General features: G+C 71.6%; 17 protein-coding genes. 10 read left to right on the top strand and 7 right to left on the bottom strand.

The window, feature by feature from the left end; all coding sequences use genetic code 11:
* The first annotated feature begins 117 nt into the window (after positions 1-117).
* The 9 genes from ACGFYP_RS30580 to ACGFYP_RS30540 are packed head-to-tail and all read left to right on the top strand — an operon-like array spanning position 118 to position 10,136.
* Complete coding sequence (locus ACGFYP_RS30580) at positions 118-1,437, top strand: nucleotide disphospho-sugar-binding domain-containing protein (protein WP_393500405.1); 1,320 nt, start codon at positions 118-120, stop codon at positions 1,435-1,437.
* Positions 1,438-1,455: 18 nt separating this feature from the next.
* Positions 1,456-2,082: a dTDP-4-dehydrorhamnose 3,5-epimerase family protein gene (locus ACGFYP_RS30575; protein WP_393500402.1), complete on the top strand. Its 627-nt coding sequence runs from the start codon at positions 1,456-1,458 to the stop codon at positions 2,080-2,082.
* Positions 2,079-3,146 (top strand): glucose-1-phosphate thymidylyltransferase, encoded by a 1,068-nt coding sequence (locus tag ACGFYP_RS30570; protein ID WP_393500399.1) that lies wholly within the window; start codon positions 2,079-2,081, stop codon positions 3,144-3,146. Before ACGFYP_RS30575 ends, ACGFYP_RS30570 begins: the two co-directional genes overlap by 4 nt.
* On the top strand, positions 3,143-4,123 hold the full coding sequence (gene rfbB, locus ACGFYP_RS30565; protein WP_393500396.1) for a dTDP-glucose 4,6-dehydratase: 981 nt from the start codon (positions 3,143-3,145) through the stop codon (positions 4,121-4,123). Before ACGFYP_RS30570 ends, rfbB begins: the two co-directional genes overlap by 4 nt.
* A complete protein-coding gene (locus tag ACGFYP_RS30560; RefSeq protein ID WP_393500393.1) occupies positions 4,120-5,040 on the top strand; it encodes an NAD-dependent epimerase/dehydratase family protein in 921 nt (306 codons plus the stop codon). The genes rfbB and ACGFYP_RS30560 overlap by 4 nt, the downstream gene beginning before the upstream one ends.
* A 35-nt stretch (positions 5,041-5,075) precedes the next feature.
* Complete coding sequence (rfbH, locus tag ACGFYP_RS30555; protein ID WP_097910848.1) at positions 5,076-6,380, top strand: lipopolysaccharide biosynthesis protein RfbH; 1,305 nt, start codon at positions 5,076-5,078, stop codon at positions 6,378-6,380.
* Positions 6,377-7,765 (top strand): NDP-hexose 2,3-dehydratase family protein, encoded by a 1,389-nt coding sequence (locus ACGFYP_RS30550; protein WP_393500388.1) that lies wholly within the window; start codon positions 6,377-6,379, stop codon positions 7,763-7,765. The genes rfbH and ACGFYP_RS30550 overlap by 4 nt, the downstream gene beginning before the upstream one ends.
* On the top strand, positions 7,762-8,802 hold the full coding sequence (locus ACGFYP_RS30545) for a Gfo/Idh/MocA family protein (protein WP_393500385.1): 1,041 nt from the start codon (positions 7,762-7,764) through the stop codon (positions 8,800-8,802). Before ACGFYP_RS30550 ends, ACGFYP_RS30545 begins: the two co-directional genes overlap by 4 nt.
* Positions 8,799-10,136: an FAD-dependent oxidoreductase gene (locus tag ACGFYP_RS30540; protein ID WP_393500382.1), complete on the top strand. Its 1,338-nt coding sequence runs from the start codon at positions 8,799-8,801 to the stop codon at positions 10,134-10,136. Before ACGFYP_RS30545 ends, ACGFYP_RS30540 begins: the two co-directional genes overlap by 4 nt.
* A gap of 64 nt (positions 10,137-10,200) precedes the next feature.
* On the opposite strand, the gene ACGFYP_RS30535 is transcribed toward ACGFYP_RS30540, so the two are convergent.
* The 4 genes from ACGFYP_RS30535 to ACGFYP_RS30520 all read right to left on the bottom strand — a co-directional run bounded on the left by ACGFYP_RS30535 (position 10,201) and on the right by ACGFYP_RS30520 (position 15,624).
* Positions 10,201-10,617, bottom strand: a complete 417-nt coding sequence (locus ACGFYP_RS30535) for a DUF4440 domain-containing protein (protein WP_097910846.1) — start codon at positions 10,615-10,617, stop codon at positions 10,201-10,203.
* Positions 10,618-10,690: 73 nt separating this feature from the next.
* Positions 10,691-11,584, bottom strand: coding sequence for an NAD(P)-dependent oxidoreductase (locus ACGFYP_RS30530; RefSeq protein WP_393500378.1), 894 nt, complete (start codon positions 11,582-11,584; stop codon positions 10,691-10,693).
* Positions 11,585-11,681: 97 nt separating this feature from the next.
* Positions 11,682-13,271, bottom strand: coding sequence for an aspartate aminotransferase family protein (locus ACGFYP_RS30525; RefSeq protein WP_393500375.1), 1,590 nt, complete (start codon positions 13,269-13,271; stop codon positions 11,682-11,684).
* A 136-nt stretch (positions 13,272-13,407) separates the two neighbouring features.
* Positions 13,408-15,624, bottom strand: a complete 2,217-nt coding sequence (locus ACGFYP_RS30520) for a BTAD domain-containing putative transcriptional regulator (protein WP_393500372.1) — start codon at positions 15,622-15,624, stop codon at positions 13,408-13,410.
* Between the two features lie 289 nt (positions 15,625-15,913).
* Between ACGFYP_RS30520 and ACGFYP_RS30515 the strand changes: the two genes are divergently transcribed.
* On the top strand, positions 15,914-16,801 hold the full coding sequence (locus tag ACGFYP_RS30515) for an NAD(P)-dependent oxidoreductase (protein ID WP_393500369.1): 888 nt from the start codon (positions 15,914-15,916) through the stop codon (positions 16,799-16,801).
* A gap of 29 nt (positions 16,802-16,830) precedes the next feature.
* On the opposite strand, the gene ACGFYP_RS30510 is transcribed toward ACGFYP_RS30515, so the two are convergent.
* From ACGFYP_RS30510 to ACGFYP_RS30500, 3 genes are all read right to left on the bottom strand, one after another.
* Positions 16,831-17,826 (bottom strand): 3-oxoacyl-[acyl-carrier-protein] synthase III C-terminal domain-containing protein, encoded by a 996-nt coding sequence (locus ACGFYP_RS30510; RefSeq protein WP_393500365.1) that lies wholly within the window; start codon positions 17,824-17,826, stop codon positions 16,831-16,833.
* A gap of 26 nt (positions 17,827-17,852) precedes the next feature.
* Entirely contained in the window at positions 17,853-18,635 is a 783-nt protein-coding gene (locus ACGFYP_RS30505; protein ID WP_393500362.1) for a thioesterase II family protein, read from the bottom strand.
* Between the two features lie 133 nt (positions 18,636-18,768).
* Positions 18,769-20,079, bottom strand: a complete 1,311-nt coding sequence (locus tag ACGFYP_RS30500; protein WP_393500359.1) for an IS701 family transposase — start codon at positions 20,077-20,079, stop codon at positions 18,769-18,771.
* Positions 20,080-20,189 lie beyond the last annotated feature (110 nt).

Genomic DNA, 20,189 nt, shown 5'->3' with positions numbered 1-20,189 from the left:
TCGGCGACCCTCTTGGCGCTTTCAGGGGCGCCCTTCTCGTCCATCTGTTCCAGGAGTCCCATGCGGCAGGGGCGAACGGCGCCCGGACTCGCGGGTCACTTCTAGGAGACGATTTCCTTGCGCATTCTCATCACGGCACTGCCCGGGGCGGCCCACGTCTACCCCATCGTGCCCCTGGCCTCGGCGCTGCAGAGCGCGGGGCACGAGGTCCGCGTCGCCTCGGCACATCGTGACGCCCTCGACGTGGCGGTCGCCGGCGGTCTGACCGCCGTCCGCTCCGGACACGAGGAGGAGGTGTACGCCGACTTCGGGCTGGAGCGGGACGACATCGCCCGCAGGCTCGAGGCGCTCGAGCTGGGCCGGCTCACCGAGGAGTTCGCGCGTGATGCCCGGGACACCGAGCTCTGGGAGTCCTACCGCGAGCTCCTCTCCGTCCTGACCTACTACAGCCCCGGACCGGGACGCACGGCCACGCCGGCCGAGTACGGGCTGATGGTGGACGACCTGGTGACCTTCGCCCGGTCCTGGCAGCCCGACCTCGTGCTCTGGGACCCCGCCATGCTGGCCTCGCCGATCGCGGCACGCGCCTGCGGGGCGGCGCACGCCCGGTACCTGTGGGGTCCCGACTACTTCACCTGGACACGCAACAGGCTCGCCGAGCTCACCGCGGCCGGGCGGCCGACGGTGAAGGACCCGCTCACGAGCCTCCTCGAACCCCTCGCCGAGCGCTACGGCTACACCGTCGACGACGAGATGCTGCTCGGGAACTGGAGCGTCGACCTCCTGCCCCCGGCCATGCGCCTTCCGACCGGCACACTCGGCGTGCCCGTCCGCAGGATCCCGTTCACGGGCGCCTCGCTCCTGCCCGACTGGCTGTACGAGCAGCCCACGCGCCCCCGGGTCGCTCTCACCCTCGGCGTGTCCAACCGTGTCGTCTTCTCGGACGGCGAGCCGCTGATCCCCTCCCTCCTGGAGATGGTGAGCGGCCTCGACATCGAGGTGATCGCCACGCTCGACCAGTCCCAGCTCGCGGGCAAGCGTCTTCCCGAGAACGTACGGGCCTTCGACTTCGTGCCGCTCAACCAGTTGCTGCCGACGTGTTCCGCCGTCATCCACCACGGCGGAGGCGGAACCTTCGCCGCGGCCGCCGCCCATCAGGTGCCGCAGCTGATTCCCTTCAACGACTCGGGCATGGAGGCGGCCACCACCACCCGCTACCTCGTCGAGCGTGGTGCGGGGCTGATCCTGGACGCCGAGGGCACCGACGTCGACGCGATGCGCAAGCAGCTCATCCGCGTCCTGGAGGAGCCGGAGTTCCGCGCAGGTGCGGGCCGGCTCCACGAGGACTACCTGGCGATTCCCGGACCCAACGAAGTCGTCCCCACACTGGAGAAGCTGACGATGCGTCACCGTCGGCGTGATGCCTCGGCGGCCTGAGCGGACACCTGGACCACGATGCGCGCCACCGCCACGAAGGTGCCCGGGGCCTTCCTCATCACTCCCGAACAACTGCCGGACAAGCGGGGGAACTTCTACGAATCGATGCGCGCCGACGAGTTCGAGCGCGTGATCGGGCGGCCCTTCGTACCCCGGCAGATCAACTACTCGATGTCCCATCGCAATACGCTGCGGGGGATCCACAGCATCACCGTGCCACCGGGGCAGGCGAAGTACGTCACCTGCGTCCGTGGTGCGCTCCGTGACGTGATCGTCGACCTCCGGGTGGGTTCCCCCACCTTCGGACAGTACGACGTCAACCTGCTGGACGCCGACTCCGGGCGCTCCGTGTACGTGCCCGAGGGAGTCGGGCACGGGTTTCTCTCGCTCACCGACGACACCTGTATCTGCTACGTGCTGTCCAGCGTCCATGTGCCGGGTACCCAGATCGACATCAACCCCTTCGATCCCGACCTCGCACTCCCCTGGGGATTCACCGAGCCACCGCTGATCTCCGACAAGGACGCGCACGCCATGAGCGTCGCCGAGGCCGTGTCCTCCGGAACTCTCGCCACCTGGCAGGAGACGGCCCTGGAGACGGCCTTGGAGACGCAACCCAACGCTGCGAGGAGAACAATCCCATGAAGGCCCTGGTGCTGTCAGGCGGTGCTGGTACCCGCCTGCGCCCGTTCAGCTATTCCATGCCGAAGCAGCTCATTCCCATCGCCAACAAGCCCGTCCTCGAACACGTCCTGGAAAACGTCGCCGCGCTCGGAGTGACCGAGATCGGGGTCATCGTGGGCGACTGGGGCGACGAGATCGAGGAGGCCATCGGAGACGGATTCCGCTTCGGCTGCCGCATCACCTACATCCCGCAGGAGAAGCCGCTCGGACTCGCCCACTGCGTGGCCCTGGCCCGTCCCTTCCTCGGGGACGACGACTTCGTGATGTACCTCGGGGACAACATGCTGCCCGACGGGATCCAGGACATCGCCGACGAGTTCGCGGCGCACCGCCCCGCCGCCCAGGTCGTGGTGCACAAGGTGCCCGACCCGACGGCCTTCGGCGTCGCGGAGCTGGACGAGAACGGCGCGGTGCGCCGGCTCGTGGAGAAGCCCAAGGAGCCGCGGAGCGATCTGGCGCTGATCGGCGTCTACTTCTTCACGCCCGCCATCCACGAGGCGGTGGACTCCATCGCCCCCAGCGCCCGCGGGGAGCTGGAGATCACGGACGCCATCCAGTGGCTGGTCAGCTCGGGCGCCGACGTCCGGGCCAGCGAGTACGACGGCTACTGGAAGGACACCGGGCGCGTCGACGACGTCCTGGCGTGCAACCACAAGCTGCTCGACGACCGGGCGCCGGGCGTCTTCGGTGACGTCGACGGGAGCAGCGAGCTGATCGGCCAGGTGACCGTCGAGGTGGGCGCCCGTGTGGTGCGCTCGCGCATCGAGGGCCCGGCCGTCATCGGCGCCGGCAGCCTCGTCGAGGACTCCCAGGTCGGTCCGTACACGGCCATCGGGCGCAGGTGCACGCTGCGCGCCACCCGGCTGGCCGACTCGATCGTGATGGACGACGCCTCGATCTCCAAGGTGCCCGGCCTGCACGGCTCGCTGATCGGCCGCTCCGCGGTCATCGGACCCAGCGAGCACGAGGACTCCCACCACCGGCTCGTGGTGGGCGATCACACCCGAATAGAGGTCGCGGCATGAGGATCCTGGTCACCGGCGGCGCCGGTTTCATCGGCTCGCACTACGTGCGCACCCTGCTCGCGGGCGGATACCCGGGTTACGAGGACACGCGCGTCACCGTCCTGGACAAGCTCACCTACGCCGGCCACCTGAGCAACCTGCCCATGGAGGACCCGCGGCTCGACTTCGTCAGGGGCGACATCTGCGACCTGCCGCTCCTGCTCGACGTGCTGCCCGGCCACGACGCCGTGGTGCACTTCGCCGCCGAGTCGCACGTCGACCGCTCCATCGAGGCGGCGGCCGACTTCGTCCGTACCAACGTCGGCGGTACGCAGAGCGTGCTCGAGGCGTGCCTGCGCACCGGCGTCGAGCGGGTGGTGCACGTGTCCACGGACGAGGTGTACGGCTCGATCGCCGAAGGTTCGTGGACCGAGACGTGGCCGCTGGAGCCCAACACGCTCTACGCCTCGTCGAAGGCGGGCTCCGACCTGGTGGCCCGCTCCTACGTGCACACCCACGGCCTCAACCTGTCGATCACCCGGTGCTCCAACAACTACGGGCCGCACCAGCACCCGGAGAAGCTCATCCCGCTGTTCATCACCAACCTGCTCGCGGGGGAGTCCGTTCCGCTGTACGGCGACGGGCGCAACATCCGCGAGTGGCTGCACGTCGACGACCACTGCCGTGCCATCCACACCGTCCTCACCCGAGGGCGCGCGGGCGAGATCTACAACGTCGGCGGCGGCAACGAGCAGACCAACCTGCAGATCACCGGCAGGCTTCTCGAACTGTGCGGCGCGGACGAGTCGATGATCCGGTGGGTCGCCGACCGGAAGGGCCACGACCTGCGCTACTCGATCGACGAGTCCAAGATCCGCGAGGAGCTGGGGTACGAGCCCCTGATCTCCTTCGAGGAGGGGCTGCGGGACACCGTCTCCTGGTACCGGGACAACCCCGGCTGGTGGAAGTCGATCAAGCACCAGCAGGCCGAGGCATGACGGCCGTCGTCCTCGGCGGGTCCGGCTTCCTGGGGCGGCACATCGGTGCCGCCCTCCGGGGCGCCGGGCGCCGGGTCGTCTCCGTCTCCAGAACCGAGGGCGCGGGCATCGACCTGACGGCCGACGACGGGCAGCGCCGGTTCGCCGAGCTGCTCGCCGCCGAACGGGCCACCCTGGTGGTCAACGCGGCGGGCCAGGTCTGGCGGACGACCGAGGAGGACATGGTCCGCGGCAACGCCGAGCTCGTCGAGCGGCTCGTCGCGGCCGTCCTGGCCGTGCCCGCACCGCCCCGCCTCGTCCAGCTCGGCTCCGTGCACGAGTACGGGCCCGGCACCCCGGGGACCAGTGCCCCCGAGGACCGGCCACCGGCGCCGGTCACCCCCTACGGACGCACCAAGCTGCGCGCCACCGAGACGGTCCTCGCGGCCTGCGCCGCCTCGGGCCTCGACGGCGTGGTGCTGCGGGTCGCCAATGTGTCCGGGCCCGGGGCTCCGGTCGGCAGCCTGCTGCGCACGGTGGTCGACCAGCTGGCCGACGCCGCCGCCGGACGCCTGGCCGAGCTGCGGTTCGGACCGCTGCGGGCGGAGCGGGACTTCGTCGACGTACGGGACGTGGCCGACGCCGTGGTGGCGGCCGCCGACGCTCCGAGCGAGGCGATACGCGGCCACGTGATCAACATCGGCAGGGGCGAGGCGGTGCGGGCCCGTCGGCTCGTCGACCGCCTCGTCGCGCTCAGCGGCCTGGCCGTTCCGGTCGTCGAGGAGACGGCCACGACCGCCGCGGCCCGGTCCCATGCCGATTGGCAGGCGTTCGACATCGCCAAAGCACAACGCCTACTCGGCTGGAAGCCGGCCTGGGACCTGGACACGTCGCTGCGCGACCTGCTCCAGAGCCTTCAGAGCGTCCAGAGCCGCTGACGACGCAGACGCATTCGAGGAAGAGGAAGTCGGACATGAGCGATCACAAGGCGCTGGTCCTTGAATACGCCCGGAAGTATCACCACGACGTCCAGCCGTCGGGGCAGTTCGTGCCCGGGGTCACCGAGATCTGGCCCTCGGGCGCCGTCCTCGACGAGGAGGACCGGGCCGCGCTGGTCGAGGCCGCCCTGACGATGCGGATCGCCGCGGGGCCCAGCTCCCGCAAGTTCGAGTCGGCCTTCGCCCGCAAGCTGGGGCGGCGCAAGGCGCACCTGACCAACTCCGGCTCGTCGGCGAACCTGTTGGCCCTGACCGCGCTGACCTCGCACGTCATGGGCGAGCGGCGGCTGAAACCGGGCGACGAGGTGATCACGGTCGCGGCGGGCTTCCCCACCACCGTCAACCCCATCGTGCAGAACAACCTCGTGCCCGTCTTCATCGACGTAGAACTCGGCACGTACAACACCACGGCGGAGCGGGTGGCGCAGGCGATCGGGCCCAAGACCCGGGCCATCATGATCGCCCACGCCCTCGGCAACCCCTTCGAGGTCGCCGAGGTCGCCCAACTCGCCAAGGACCACGACCTGTTCTTCGTCGAGGACAACTGCGACGCGGTCGGGACGTACTACGACGGCAAGCTGACCGGCAGCTTCGGCGACCTGACGACGGTCAGCTTCTACCCCGCGCACCACATCACGATGGGGGAGGGCGGCTGCGTCCTCACCTCCAACCTCCAGCTGGCGCGCGTGGTGGAGTCCCTGCGCGACTGGGGCCGGGACTGCTGGTGCGAGCCGGGCAAGAACAACACGTGCCTCAAGCGCTTCGAGTACCAGCTGGGCAATCTCCCCAAGGGGTACGACCACAAGTACATCTTCTCCCACGTCGGATACAACCTGAAGGCCACCGACCTCCAGGCCGCGCTCGGCCTGACCCAGCTGGCCAAGCTCGACGACTTCGGCGCGGCGCGCCGGCGCAACTGGCGCCAGCTGCGCGAGGGCCTGGCGGACGTGCCGCACCTGCTGCTGCCCGAGGCCACCCCGCGCAGCGACCCGAGCTGGTTCGGCTTCGTCATCACCGTCCAGCCGGACGCCCCGTTCAGCCGGGCCGCGCTCGTGGACTTCCTCGAAGGCCGCAAGATCGGTACGCGACGGCTCTTCGCCGGCAACCTGACGCGCCAGCCCGCCTACGTCGACCAGCCGCACCGGGTGGTCGGGGACCTCACCAACAGCGACCTGATCACCGACCAGACGTTCTGGATCGGCGTCTACCCGGGGCTCACCGAGGAGATGCTCCAGTACGTCATCGCCTCCATCAAGGAATTCGTGGGGTCGAACACGTGAGCGCTCCCACCGTGCTGCGGCCACGCGAGGACGACTCGGTCGCCACCCGCCTGGCCCGCTCCGCCGAGGTCCGGAAGTCCGGGGCGTTCCTGCGCACCGCCGACTTCGCCGAGTGGCTCGCCGCCCGGGGCCGGGCGCACGACTTCCGGGTGGACCGCATCCCCTTCGCCGACCTGGACGGCTGGTCGTTCGCCCCGGACACCGGCAACCTGGTGCACCGCAGCGGACGGTTCTTCACGGTCGAGGGGCTGCGCGTCACCCGCGACGAGGGTCCGTTCCGCGAGTGGCAGCAACCGATCATCAAGCAGCCCGAGGTCGGCATCCTCGGCATCCTGGCCAAGGAGTTCGACGGAGTCCTGCACTTCCTGATGCAGGCCAAGATGGAACCGGGCAACCGGAACCTGCTCCAGCTCTCGCCCACCGTGCAGGCCACGCGGTCCAACTACACCAAGGCCCACCAGGGCGCGGACGTGAAGTACATCGACCACTTCATCCGCCCCTCGGGGCGGCGCAGGGTCCTCGCCGACGCGCTCCAGTCGGAGCACGGCTCGTGGTTCTACCAGAAGTCCAACCGGAACATGATCGTCGAGACGGACGAGGACATCCCCGTCGACGAGGACTTCATCTGGCTCACCCTGGGCCAGATCGGCGAACTGCTGCACGCGGACAACGTGGTGAACATGGACGCGCGGACCGTGCTCGCCTGCGCCCCGGTGGCGTACGACGAGCCGGGCGCGCTGCGCTCGGACACCGAACTGCTGTCGTGGTTCACCGCCGAACGCGCCCGCCACCAGGTGACCGCCGAGCGCATACCGCTGCGCGACGTGGCGGAGTGGAAGCGCGGCGACATGGCCATCGAGCACGGAGGCGGCGGGTACTTCCAGGTGGTCGCCGTCTCCGTCGCGGCCGACAACCGCGAGGTCACCGGCTGGACGCAGCCGCTCTTCGAACCGGTGGGCCTGGGCGTCACCGCGTTCCTCACCCGCCGCGTGGACGGTGTGCCGCACGTCCTCGCGCACGCGCGCGTGGAGGGCGGGTTCCTCGACACCGTGGAGCTCGGCCCGACCGTCCAGTACACCCCGGACAACTACGCGCACCTGGCCGGCTCCGGCTGGCCGCCGTACCTGGAGGCGGTGCTCGCCGCCGATCCCTCGCGCGTCCGCTACGAGGCGGTGCACTCGGAGGAGGGCGGCCGCTTCCTGAACGCCGAGAGCCGCTACCTCTTCGTCGACGCGGACGAGGAGACGGCGGCCACCGACCCGCCTCCCGGCTACCACTGGGTCACCCCCGGCCAGCTCACCTCCCTGGTCCGGCACGGCCACTACGTCAACGTGCAGGCGCGCACCCTGCTTTCGCTGCTCAACTCCGGGTGCGTGCGCCTGTGACTGCCGCCGCGCCGCCCGCAGACCCCCGCCCCGATCCCGCTCGCCCCGGTCCCGCCCGCCCCGATCCCGTACGCATCGCCGTCCTCGGCTGCGCGGACATCGCCCGGCGGCGCATGCTGCCCGCCTTCGTCGCCTCACCTGACGTCGAGATCACCGCCGTGGCCGGCCGCAGCGCCGAACGGGCGAAGGAGCTCGCCGAGCGGTTCGGCTGCCGGGCGATGACCGGATACGAGACGGCCCTGGCCGACGACGAGGTACGGGCCGTCTACGTCCCGCTGCCCGCCGCACTGCACGCGACCTGGGTGGAACGCGCTCTGCTCGCCGGCAAGCACGTGCTGGCCGAGAAGCCGCTGTCGCTCTCCCTGCCGGAGTCGCGCACGCTCACCCGGCTCGCCGCCGAGCGGGGGCTCGCGCTGATGGAGAACGTCATGTTCGTCCACCACGCGCAGCACGAGGCGGTACGCGGACTCCTCGCCGACGGCGCCATCGGTGAACTGCGCGCCTTCCAGGCCGCGTTCACCGTGCCCCGCCTTGACGCGGACGACATCCGCTACCGCCCGGAGCTCGGCGGCGGCGCCCTGACCGACACCGGCGTCTACCCGGTGCGGGCCGCACTCCATCTGCTCGGCCCCGACCTGGAGGTGGCGGGCGCCCACCTCGCCCGCGGCGCCGGCTTCGCCGTGGACACGGCGGGCGCGGCCCTGCTGCGCGACGGCCGCGGGGTCGGCGCCCAGCTGACCTTCGGTCTGGACCACGCCTACCGCAACACCTACGAACTGTGGGGGTCCACGGGCCGGATCACCGTCGACCGCGCCTTCACCCCACCGGCCGACCACCGGCCCGTGATCCGCCTGGAGAACCGCGACGGCGTACGGGAGGTGGCCCTGGCCCCGGACGACCAGGTCGCGAACACCGTCGCCGCCTTCGTCACCGCCGTACGGACCCAGGCACCGCCAAGCGACACGATCCTGCACCAGGCCCGCCTGCTGGACGAGATACGCGGGCACGCGAACCCGCGGGAGGGGACCGAGCGATGAACGACCAGGTCGGAGACCACGCGGTGGTCCTTGGCGCGGGGATGTCGGGGCTCCTGACGGCCCGCGTCCTCGCCGACTCCTTCGCCCGGGTGACCGTGGTGGACCGGGACGAGCTGATCGGGGTACGAGAGCCACGCAAAGGGGTGCCCCAGGGCCGCCAGGTGCACGGGCTGCAGCCCCGGGGCGGTGAGATCCTCGAGGAGCTCTTCCCCGGCTTCACCGAGGAGACGGTCGCCCTGGGAGCACAGCTGCAGGACACCGTGAACGACGCGCACTGGCACTTCAACGGGCGGCGCCTGAGCAAGGCGCCCAGCACGATGGCGACCGTGGCCGCCGGACGCCCCTTCCTGGAGTGGTACGTCCGCGGCAGGGTCGAGGCGCTGGCGAACGTGACGTTCCTGGAGCGCCACGACGTCGTCGGCCTCGACACCACACCGGATCGAGGCCGGATCGCCGGCGTACGGGTGCAGCCCCATGGCGAGGAGACCGCCACGGAGCCCGGCGCGCTGCCGGCCGACCTGGTGGTGGACGCCACCGGCCGCGGCTCGCGCACCCCGGTGTGGCTGGAGGAGTTCGGCTATCCGAAGGTGCCCGAGGAGCGGGCCAGGATCGGTCTGGGATACGCGACCCGCCACTACCGGACGCGTCCTGACTCCACCCATGACGGCCGCACGCTCGTCGTCGTCGCCTCGGCCGAGCAGCCGCGCGGCGCGGTATGCACACGGATCGAGGGCGACCGCTTCGTCCTGACCGCGTACGGCATCCTCGGTGACCATCCGCCCACCGACCCGGCGGGCTTCGACGCCTTCCTGAAGTCCCTGGCCGTCCCTGTCGTCGCCGAGTTCGCGCAGTCGGCGGAGCCGCTGGACGACCCCGTCGCGTACCGCTTCCCGGTCAGCCTGCGGCGGCGGTACGAACACATGGAGCGCTTCCCCGTCGGCCTGCTGGTGGTGGGCGACGGCGTGTGCAGCTTCAACCCGACCTACGCGCAGGGCATGACGGTCGCCGCCCTGGGCGCGCTCACCCTGCGCCGGCACCTGCTGCGCGGGTCGCTGCCCCGGGCCCGCGACTTCTTCCGCGACCTCGCCCGCGACGCCGTCGCCCCGTCGTGGGAGGCGATGAACCTGAACGACCTCGCCTTCCCCGGCGTCGAGGGCGAGCGCACCCTCAAGATCCGTGTCGCCCACGCCTATGTGGCCCTCGTCCAGAAGGCCGCGATACGCGACCCGAAGGTCGCGGAGGCCTTCATCCGCGTGGTGTCCCTCATGAGCGGCCCCGAGTCGCTCATGCGTCCTGGCATGCTGCTGCGGGTGCTGCGCCACGCGCGTGCCTGATCAGGCCCCGACGGAAGAGGCCCCACACCGCCGAGCGGTGCGGGGCCTCTTCCATGGGGGTCTCCTACCAGGGCAGCTGGTCCTCGTCGTTCAGGACCGGGCGGTCCACCGCCATGTACCAGACGCCGTCCTCGTCCTCGCGGAGGACGTCGGTGCAGCTGCCCTCCAGATGGACGTCCTGCCCGTCCGGCGTGGTGAAGTCGAGCTTGAAGTTGACCACGACGAGCGCGGTGTCACCGGCCCGGTAGGCGTAGCGGACCGAGGAGTCGAGCCGCGGCCCGAGGGACAGCAGCTCCTTGATCGCGGCGGTGCGCGCCTCGCCGCTCAGCGCCGCGCCGGTGAGGTTCGAGATCGAGTCGTCGTGGTAGAGGGAGTCGAAGATCGCGCCGTCACCCGAGTTGAACGCCTTGAGGAAGACCTCGTTCTGCGTCTCGGACTCGGCGGTGAGCACCAGGCCGTACGGGTTGGGTGTGGCAGCCATGAGAGAAGCTCCAATGGTCGGTGAGGGTGAAGGTGAAAGCGAAGGGACGAACTGACCTCCGTCGCGCGCCGGGCTAGTCGGCGGCCGGCCGGAGCTTCTCCCACACGCGGGCGAACCCGTCGAGTCCGTGCCCCTCGGCGACCAGCGCGTCGAGGTAGCCCCGCAGAGGGGTCAGCGCGTCGACCGGAATTCCGGCTTCCTCGCTCGCGCCGATCACATGTGAGAGCGCCAGCCTGTTCGTGTTGATGTTGGACACCTCGGTGGCGTAGTCCCGCTGGTCGATGGCCCGCCCGTGGTCGAGGTCCCCCACGCCCGGCAGGATCACGTGCTGCGTCCACGCCTGGGCGAAGGGCTGGAACGCCGAGGCGGGAATGCCGGCGGAATTGATCAGCGCCTGGGCGTGGACCCAGCCGTATCCCGCGCCGTACAACATGGTGAGCAGCGCCAGGTCGTACACGAGCGGTGCGCCGAAGTCCTCACCGAGGTAGGTGGTCTGGCCGCCGAAGACCTGCAGCACGGAGGCGTGGGCGTCGTACAGCTCCTGCGGGCCGCCGTAGAACAGCAGACCCTGCGGGGTGCCGATGAGCTGGGGAACGGCCATGATCGCGCCGTCCAGATACGGGACACCGAGCTTGGCGGCCCACTCGGCGGACCGTCGGGCGTCGCCCGGCGTTCCGGAGACCAGGTTGACGACGACCCGCCCGGCCAGTGCCTCGCCCAGCGGATCGAGCAGTTCGTGCGTCACCTCGTACGTCGAGACACACACGATCGTGAGGGGCGAAGCCGCCACCGCCTCCGCGACCGAGGCGGCGCGCCGCGCTCCGCGCTCCACGAGGTCGTCGGCCTTCTCGGGCGAACGGTTCCACACCGTCGTGGGGTGACCGGCCGAGAGAAGAGCACCGGCGAGTGCTGTCCCCATCAGGCCCAGGCCTATGACCGTGACCGGTGAGCGGTTGTCTCCCGCCATGAAGAGCTTCCTTTCGATCGGGCCGCAGCCGACCCGCTTTCGTCGATCTCGCGTTCGTTGACTCGGTACGTGCCCTGCCGCCCGTCGGGCCTCTTCGTCAGGGCTGGAAGAACCGCTGCTCGTCCTGGTCCCGGAGGATGGCCGCGACGCTGCGCAGCCCCGTTTCGAGCTGCTGGATCTCTTCGTCGCTCAGGTACACGGACGGCTCGAAGCGCAGCGTGTTCACGGCGCTCGCCGTCGGGAACGTGCGGATCCGGTGGCCGCGCAGCAGGTGGCCGGAGAGCGCGTAGCCGAGGAAGCCCGCCTGGGCGATCCCCTGGATGCCCGGTGCCGCGGCCGCCGACTGGTCGTGGAACTCCATCCCGAGCATCAGACCGCGCCCGCGCACGTCCTTGACCACCTCGGGGAAGTCCGTACGGACGGCCTCCAACATCGCCTTGAGCGCCTCCCCGCGCTCGGCGGCGACGCCGTACAGGCGACCGCCGTCGGCCTCGAGCAGGTCGAGCACGCGGTGCGCGACCAGTCCGGAGAAGCCGTCCTTGGCGAAGGTCGAGCTGTGCACCAGCTCGAACTCCTTGCGGTAGCGGGCCTGCCGCACGAGCATGACGGAGATCTTCGCAAGGCCTCCGCCGAGGCTCTTGGCGAGCGTGTAGTAGTCGCCGCGCAGACCGATCGACGAGGCGGCGAGGAACGAGCCCGTGCGGCCCATGCCGCTCTGGATCTCGTCCACGACGACGGGACAGTCGATCGCCGCGCACTCGCGCTGGATCTCCTCCGCCAGTTCGCGCGTCACCTCCACGATTCCGCCCTCGCCCTGGATCGGCTCCAGGAGGAAGGCGCACACCGAGGAGAAGTCCCGCTCGACGACCGTGACCGCGCCGCCGTCGACCACCACGTCGAGGACGGTCGCCCGCTCGGCGTCGATCGCCTCCTTGACGGCGCCCGGACGCCCCAGCGGGACGAAACGCGCCTGCGCGCCGAGCGCGGCGAACGGGGTCCGGTAGGCGGGGTTGTGCGTGAGCTGGACGCTGCCCATGAGCTTGCCGTGGAAGCCGCCCTCAAGCGTCAGGAAGACCGGAGGGCGGGTCAGCAGCTGCTCGTTGTGGCGCGACACCGCGGCGAGCAGCTCCTCGATCCCGCCGGCGCCGGCCGACGCGGGCGCCGTCAGGCCGACCCGGGCCCAGGCGTCGTCCGCGATCTTCGCCTCGCCGGCGGCTACGGCCGCACGCGCCGCCCCGAGGTGCTCGCCGACCTCCTCGGCGAGCTCCTGCACCCGCAGGACGCGGTCCAGTTCGGCGTGTTTCACGGCGGCCTCGATGGCCTCGGCGCCGCTGTTGGCGAAGATCGCCAGATAGGGCTCGTCGGTCCCGACCTCCCGCTGGACGATGCCGTTCAGCCGCGCCGCGAGCGAACTCGCGTGGGAATTCCTGGAGAACTGCGCGTGCACCGGCGCCTGGGCGTCCAGTATTTCTTTCGCGCGCGCCACGATCTCCGGATTGTTGTGCCCGAGGAGAAGGGAACCGTAGCCACCCGCGAAATCGGTGACGGGAATTTCGGCGCCGTTCTCGTCGAGGTGATAGAGGGTGTTCCCCTCCGCCCGCACATAGTCGACGTCCAAGCCGGCGGTGCCGAGCGTCTCACGCAGATGCGGCTCCGCCAGATCGCGTTCGGTGGACACAGTACTCATGGAATCCCCATTCTCGACTGCCGCAAATAGACATCCTGATCGGCCTGACGGGCCCTCATGGCGGACGGTTGCGACCGTACCAACGCCTTTCTCGGCTTCTCTCATCGCGCAGTCATGAAGGGGTAACCAGGAATTCTCAGACCGTGGAGAACTCGCCGTGGCGGAGGGGACCGGTCCGCTCGTTGCGGGCCGTCGACAGCAGAAGGTCAACCAGCTTCTCCGTGGTGAGCCGCTCCGGCCGGTGCAGCACGACCGTCGTCATCCGGCTCTTGCCGCCGGCCCAGGCCGGGCGGCGCAGCAGCAGCTCGGGACCCGCCGACGCGACGACGAACAGCGGCACAGGGCCCACCGACTCGGCCAGGTCCTCCACGGCGTCCAGGACGAACTCGTCGGCGCGGTGCAGGTCGTCGACGCAGAGGACGACGGGATACCGTCGTGCCGCCTCGGCGAAGAAGACGCGCCACGCCTCCAGCGTCTCCGCCTCGCCGGTCACTCCGTAGCAGGACTCGGCGGTGGGAGCGGCGAGCGGCATGAGCGGGGGCAGCAGCCGGTCGGCCGCCTCGGGGGACGGGAAGAGCGCACGCACCGTGTCGGCGAGTTTGCGCTGGGCGTCCTCCGTGCTGTCGCCGGGCAGGATGCCGCAGTACGTCGCGATGATCTGCGCCTGCGCCGTCAGGGGGTCGTCGTGCGGGGTGGTGGGAGCACGGCCGGTCAGGAACATCGCCGGCCCGTCCGTGACCCGGTGCGCCAGGGCCCGCAGAAAACGGCTCCGGTCCGCTCCGGGCTCCGACAGCACCGTGACGAGATGCGGCACGGAACGCTGCCTGGTCCTCTCGAACAGCCCTGACAGCGCCTCCAGTTCGTGGGCCTGCTCGGACCCTCCCGCGATGTCCGCGTCGTCCGGCCGCTCACGCGGGCCGAGCGCCTGCCGGCCGGTGGACGGCGCGTCCGAGGACGCGTACGCGACGGCGTGCTCCGTCACCCGGAACACCGGTTCGCTGACCCGGACCTCACCGGCCGGCACGTGTGCGAGCAGCGCCTGCGACTCGTCCAGGACCGCGCCGACCACGATCGGCGGCGCGCCGTCCCGGGGGCGGCCCCGCAGCAGCACCTCACCCATGCTCACCGCCGCGTGCACGGTCAGCTGCGCGCCTTCGAGGCCGTCGCCCGGGGGAACGTCGAGGACGTCCCGGACGGCCAGGGCCGCGAGCACCGCCCGATGGGCGTCACCGTGGCCCGACTCCCCGAGGCCGAACAGGGCCAGGGAGGTGGACCCGAGGGAGGCCGTCACGGTCCCGCCGTGCCGCTCGATGTGCTCCCGCACGACCAGGGTGGCGCCGTCCAGCAAGTCGTCGAGGTGCTGACCCCCCTCTCCCGCGAGCTCCGGCGCGAGCCGGGTCCGTACCGAAAGCACGGTGACCTGCCGGCGCTCGGCGGCGGTCGCGTCCTCCCCGGCACGGCCCTGGCTCCCCGGCTCGGCCGCGGCACGGGGCGACGCCGGCGTGGACAACTGGACGGTCTCCCGGGGCGCGTCCGTACCGGCCCCCTCGCCGAGGAGGTCGCTGGTGGCGGCGGTGTCCCCGGCCAGGGACAGCGCCGGATCCTGCGTCAGGATCGCCTGCTGGAGCCGCTGGAGGCCACGGCCGGGTTCCAGACCGAGGTCCTCGATCAGCACCGACCGCATACGGCTGTACATGTTCAGCGCGTCGGCCTGCCGCCCGCACCGGTACAGGGCGAGCATCAGCTGACCGCACGAGCGCTCCCTGAGCGGCTCGTTCTGGACCATGGTCTCCAGCTCGGAGAGGACCGCGTGGTGGTGTCCGGAGGCGAGCTGCGCCTCGCAGTAGTCCTCCATCACGTCCAGACGCATGTTCTGGACCGCCGTCAGCTCCGGCCAGTCGATCCCGGTCTCCACCAGGTCCGCGAGGACGGGCCCCCGCCACAGGCCGAGCGCGTCCTGCAGGAGCCGCGCCGCCGACGCCGCGTCGCTCCGCGCCAGCTTGTCCCTGCCCTGGGCGACCCGCTCGTGGAAGACGTACAGGTCCACCTGTCCGGGGTCCACCCGCATCATGTAGCCGGGGGCCTGGGTCAGCAGGGCCGTGGCGGCCCTGCCGCCGCCGTCGGAGCGCGGAAGGACCCCGCGCAGACCGGAGATCGCGTTCTGGAGGATCTTCCGCGCGCTGGCCGGCGCGTCGTCCACCGACCACAGGGCTCTCAGCAGCTCGCTGGTGGCCACCACGCGATTCGCCTGGAGCAGCAGAAAGCTCAGGGTGGCCCGTTGTTTGGTGCCTCCGAGCGCCACCGGTCGATCGTCGGCGACGACCTCCATCGGCCCCAATAGCCGGAACTGCATGACTTTCCCCCCACGATCCGCATGCCTGTAGGCCAAGATCCGAGCCTCATCCTGCACGCGAGCACTCGAAGCCGACACAAACGGCGGCCAAGGACGGTTCACATCACGGGAGTTCTGCCCGCGACCAGCACCGGAACGGCAACTCGCGGTCGATCTTGGGCAAGTTGCGCTTGTCCGTACGGCGGAAGGCGAACAAGAGTCGGAGCCCGTACGGACCGTCGAACATCGACGAACAAGGAGAGTGACACATGCGCCAGCACACCATCACGGCACACCGGAGCCCGGTTCTGTGACGGCCGCCGAGAACACCCGACCGGTCACCGTCATGGGTCTCGGACTCATGGGATCCGCCCTGGCGCGCGCCTTCCTGACGGGCGGTCACCCCACCACCGTCTGGAACCGGACGGCCGGCAAGGCGGACCCGCTCGTGGCCGAGGGAGCGCTCCGCGCGGGCTCCCCGGCCGAGGCCGTCGCGGCAGGTGGAGTGGTGGTGCTCTCCCTCATCGACTACACCGCCGTCCGGGAGGTCCTCGAAGCGGCGGGCGACGTACCGCGCGGCACGACCGTGGTGAACCTCAGCTCGGGAACGGTACGGGAGGCACGGGAGCTGGCCGCCTGGTCCGCGGAGCGGAACATCCGCTACCTCGACGGCTCCGTCATGGCGGTCCCGCAGACGGTCGGGGGACCCGAGGCCGTCGTCGTCTACAGCGGCTCCCAGGACCTGCTGGACGAGCACCGTCCGCTCCTCGAACGCCTCGCGGGCACGAGCCTCCACCTGGGCGACGACCCGGGACTCGCCCTCCTGTACGAGAACGCCTTGGCCGGCATGCTCTGGTCCACGCTGGGCGGATACCTCCACGCCCTGGCTCTCGTCGGTACGGAGAAGGTCGCGCCGGCCGAGTTCCTCGCGTTCGCGGAGCAGTGGCACACGACCCTGGGCGCGTTCCTCCCGGTCATCGCGGAGGAGGTCGCCTCCGGTACGTACACGACCGATGTCTCGACCCTCGACATGAACAGGCGGGCGATCGCCCATCTGATCGAGACGAGCAAGGCCCAGGGCGTCGGGGTCGACGTCCTGAGCGGCATGCGGTCCCTGATCGAGCGGCGCGTGGCCGACGGGCACGGAAGCGAGAGCCTCAGCGGTCTGGTCGAGGTGATCAGGAACCCTCGCGGCTGAACGCCCCCGGGGGCCGGTCCTTCCCGGTGTCAGGCCATTTCGAGGACGGCGCAGCCGAAGCTCCGCCCGCAGCCGCCGCCGACGAGGACCACCAGGTCCCCGGAGGACAGGTCACCCGTCTCCAGCAGGTGCGCGAGCCCGGCCGCCTGGTCGCCCGAGCGCAGATGGCCCACGCCCGTGCCCCAACCCCAGGTGGTCCTGCCCTCGTGGATGCCGAGGGCGGCCCGCCGGTTCCACCCCTGGAGGCGGCGGCCCAGGTTGGGGAAGACGAACCGCACGACGTCCGCGACGGTCGCCCCCGCCTCGGAGAGCGCCAGCTCAAGGACCTCCCGCTCCCGCTCGGCGAGGACGGGCGCCAGCTCGTCCGGCGCCCGGCCTCCGGCCCGGCCTCCCGTGCGGTCCCGCCGGCGCGGGGCCGTCTCGGGCACGCGCCAGGGCAGATCGGCCCGTACCAGCGCGCCCTCGGGGGCGTGACCGAGCACCGCCGTCGACAGCACCCGGGCCACCCCGGTGCCCGTGGTGACCACGAGCCCCGTCGCGCCGTCCCCGAGCACCTTGCCCCGCTCCGTGCGGTAGCGGTCGGTGCCCGGGCCGGCCGCGCAGTCGACCGTGGTCAGCAGCGCGGCCCGCATGGCGGTCGAGGCGGACAGGTACGAGGCCACCAGGTGCAGCGCCACCAGGCCGCCGTTGGAGCCCTGGACGACCTCCAACGCGGTGGCCGAGGTGCAGGCCAGCTCCCGGCTGACGTGCTCGGCGCGGCCGGCGTCCCGCGCGTGCCCGGCGAAGGCGTGGACGACGAGATCGATGTCGGACGGCGCGACGCCGGAGCGGCGCCGGGCGAGCCCGGCCGCCCGGAGCACCATGCCGGGCAGGGCGCCGCCCGGCGCCACCCGGACCGCACGGTAGGAGTCGTGCTCGTGGTCGTGGGCGTCGTACCGCCCGGCGGACACGGCGTGCCGCAGCTCCTCCGTGTCGCCGAGCGCCGCCGCGGCGGCCCCGATGAACACACCGTCCCAGCGGGTCACTTGGTCTGCCTTCCTCCGTCCCGCCGTCAGCGGGAGCGGTGGGATCCCGTCGCCGCCGGTACGAGGGCGTCGAGCGTGCCGGAGACGGCCTCGGCCACGGCGGCGACGCGCCCGTCGAGGTAGAAGTGGCCGCCGCCGTAGACCCTGAGGTCGCTACGGGCCGTGGTGAAACGGCTCCAGGCGGACGCCTCGTCCACGGTCACGACGGGGTCGCTGTCCCCGACCATCACGGTGAACGGAACGTCGAGTGCCGGTCCCGCCGTCCACGTGTACGAGGACAGGGCCCGGTAGTCGGCGCGCAGCGTCGGCATCACCATCTCCAGGATCTCCGGGTCGTCGAAGACGGTCGCCGTCGTACCGCCCAGCTTGCGGACGGCGGCAAGCACCTCCGCGTCGGAGCCGAGCTGGTCGTGCGGGTTGGGCGTCGGCCCGGGCGCGGCCCGGCCGGAGAGGAAGAGGTGGACGGGACCCGGCATGTCGGTGAGGCGCCGGGCCGTCTCGTACGCCAGGACGGCGCCCATGCTGTGACCGAAGAAGGCGTACGGCGAGGGGCCGGTGCGCCGCACCTCGTCGGCGAGCGCGTCGGCCAGCCGGCCGATGTCGGTGAACGGCTCCTCGCTCCTGCGGTCCTGACGGCCCGGATACTGCACCGCGAGCACGTCGACGGCCGGCGCCAGCGTGCGCGCCAGCGCGAGGAACGCGCTGGCGGCCCCGCCCGCGTGCGGGAAACAGAACAGCCGCGTACCGTCACCGGCCTGCGGTGACTGCCCACCGACAGGGCCGAACCTGCGGAACCACTCGCTACCCACGCCATCTCCCCGATCGTCGGTCGCATCGGCCGCCCGGACGGGGGCGGCACGGGCCACCATCGTCCGGGGCGGCGGTCAAAGGCCGCCCAAAGCACGCACGAAGCGACGGGGGACGCGGCCCCGGGGGACGGGATCAGGCGGGCGGGCGCCGGTCGCTCCCGAGCGGGCGTCCCCGGGCCTCCATGCGGTGGAAGCCGTACGCCGCCGAGACCAGGGTCATGTGATGGTGCCAGCCGGGGAACGAGCGCCCCTCGAAGTCGAGGAGGCCGAAGTCCTCCCCGAGGGCCCTGATGCTCTCCCGGGCACGCGGGCGCAGGCGAGCGAGGGCGAGGACGTCCTCCGGGCGGGCGTCGGTCAGATTGGTGACCCAGTAGCGAGGCGGCCGCGGCGCGGTGGACTGCCGGGCCAGCAGCCGGTACGTCCCCGGGGCGGGGCCCGTTGCCGACTCCGGTGGGCCGGGAAGGCGTACGTCCGCCGTCAGCGTGGCCACGGGGAGGGGCTCCCTGTGCGCCTCGCTCGGCCGGAACTGCCGTACCTGGCGGCGGCCGGCAAGTCGCAGGGCGTCGTGCGCGTCGATCGCTCCGCCCCAGGTCACCGGCGATCCCTCGCGTGCCCCCTGCCCCGGGTGCGGCGGGTCGAGGAGCACGGGCTGCCCCGGCCGCACCTCGACGACGAACCGCACACCGTGCCGGTTCATGCGGGCGATGAGCGCGGCGGCGTGCGGTGCGCCCTTCAGACTCGCGACCAACGGCGGCGTGGGCGCGGGGAGATGGGCGGCTGCCCACTCGGCCAGTTCGGGGATCTGGTCCTCCGGGGTCCGGTGCCCGACGACGTCGGGCATCCTCGCCCGGGCCCTGCGCTGCTCGTCGGCGGCCCACTCCCGGTCGACGAACAGGCTCCACTCCACCGGCAGCGCCGTGGGGCCGCAGGCGAGGAAGAGACCCATGGCCACCTGGCAGTTGACGGTCCGTCCCAGGTGGGGGAGGTGTCTGCGGTGCACTCCCGGCGAGGCGCGCCCGGCCTTGGGGATGACGGCCAGATCGGCCACCCAGGCCAGGGGCGGCTGCCGGCCCGGCAGGTGGTGGCCCGGCAGGTGGTGGCCCGGCGGGTGGTGGCCCGGCGGGTGGTGGCCCGGCAGGTGGTGGGCCGACGCGCCGTGGGCCAGCGCACGGAGGGCCAGCCGCGTTCGGGCCGGGGCCCAGTCCCACGGGCTCTGGTGGACGAACTGCCGTAGGGAGTCGGCCGTGTTGGCGGGCTCGCGGAGAGCGGCCGCCATCCGCCGGGGTGACTTCCTGTCGGGGCTGAGCAGCAGGCCGCGCAGGTAGGTGTGCGCCCAGCGACGCTGGTCGGCGCGGGGCAGATGCCCGAAGAGGTCGTCCGCGAACCGGTCGAGGGCACCCTCGTACGGCCGGGGAGACCGGGGAACCGTGCGAGGGCCCGGCACCGGCGTCACGTCCTCTCGCCACGCTCGGAAATGGTCGGCCAATTAAACCGATCAATCGGTTTGATGCCGCCCATCGTCCGGGCATCGCCGGGCGACGCGTGCGCGAAAGG

Source organism: Streptomyces sp. NPDC048370 (genome assembly GCF_043200825.1).
Taxonomy (GTDB): domain Bacteria; phylum Actinomycetota; class Actinomycetes; order Streptomycetales; family Streptomycetaceae; genus Streptomyces.
Note: the sequence above shows the minus strand (reverse complement) of the source record. Positions and strands in the feature narration are given on the sequence as shown.